At 62.4% G+C, this 1149-nt stretch carries 1 protein-coding gene; it reads left to right on the forward strand.

What is annotated here, in order from left to right; all coding sequences use genetic code 11:
- Positions 1 to 1149: elongation factor Tu (gene tuf, locus BW39_RS03425; RefSeq protein WP_043819798.1), on the forward strand; the 1149-nt coding region annotated here is incomplete at both ends.

Here is a 1149-nt window from a genome sequence, read left to right on the forward strand (position 1 = left end):
CAAGCCGCACGTCAACGTTGGCACCATCGGTCACGTGGACCACGGCAAGACGACCCTGACGGCTGCTATCGCTACCGTTCTGTCCAAGAAGTTCGGCGGCGAAGCCAAGGCTTACGACCAGATCGACGCAGCACCTGAAGAAAAGGCTCGCGGCATCACGATCAACACCGCCCACGTCGAGTACGAAACGGCCGGTCGCCACTACGCTCACGTTGACTGCCCCGGCCACGCCGACTACGTCAAGAACATGATCACCGGCGCTGCTCAAATGGACGGCGCCATCCTGGTGTGCTCGGCCGCTGACGGCCCCATGCCCCAGACCCGCGAGCACATCCTGCTGGCCCGTCAGGTGGGCGTGCCCTACATCATCGTGTTCCTGAACAAGTGCGACATGGTGGACGACGAAGAGCTGCTGGAACTGGTCGAAATGGAAGTGCGCGAGCTGCTTGCCAAGTACGACTTCCCCGGCGACGACACCCCCATCATCCGCGGCTCGGCCAAGCTGGCCCTGGAAGGCGACCAGTCCGACAAGGGCGAACCTGCCATCCTGCGCCTGGCTGAAGCACTGGACTCCTACATCCCCACGCCCGAGCGCGCTGTGGACGGTGCCTTTGCAATGCCCGTGGAAGACGTGTTCTCGATCTCTGGCCGTGGCACCGTGGTGACTGGCCGTATCGAGCGCGGCATCATCAAGGTCGGCGAAGAAATCGAAATCGTCGGTATCCGCGACACCCAGAAGACCATCGTCACCGGCGTGGAAATGTTCCGCAAGCTGCTGGACCAAGGTCAAGCTGGCGACAACGTGGGTCTGCTGCTGCGCGGCACCAAGCGTGAAGACGTGGAACGCGGCCAAGTGCTGTGCAAGCCCGGCTCCATCAAGCCCCACACCCACTTCACGGCTGAGGTGTACGTGCTGTCCAAGGACGAAGGTGGTCGCCACACTCCGTTCTTCAACAACTACCGTCCCCAGTTCTATTTCCGTACGACCGACGTGACCGGCTCCATCGAGCTGCCCGCCGACAAGGAAATGGTGATGCCTGGCGACAACGTGTCGATCACCGTCAAGCTGATCGCCCCCATCGCCATGGAAGAAGGTCTGCGCTTCGCTATCCGCGAAGGTGGCCGTACCGTGGGCGCTGGCGTGGTTGC

Origin of the sequence: Delftia sp. RIT313 (genome assembly GCF_000632165.1) — a bacterium.
Classification (GTDB): Bacteria; Pseudomonadota; Gammaproteobacteria; order Burkholderiales; family Burkholderiaceae_C; genus Comamonas; species Comamonas acidovorans.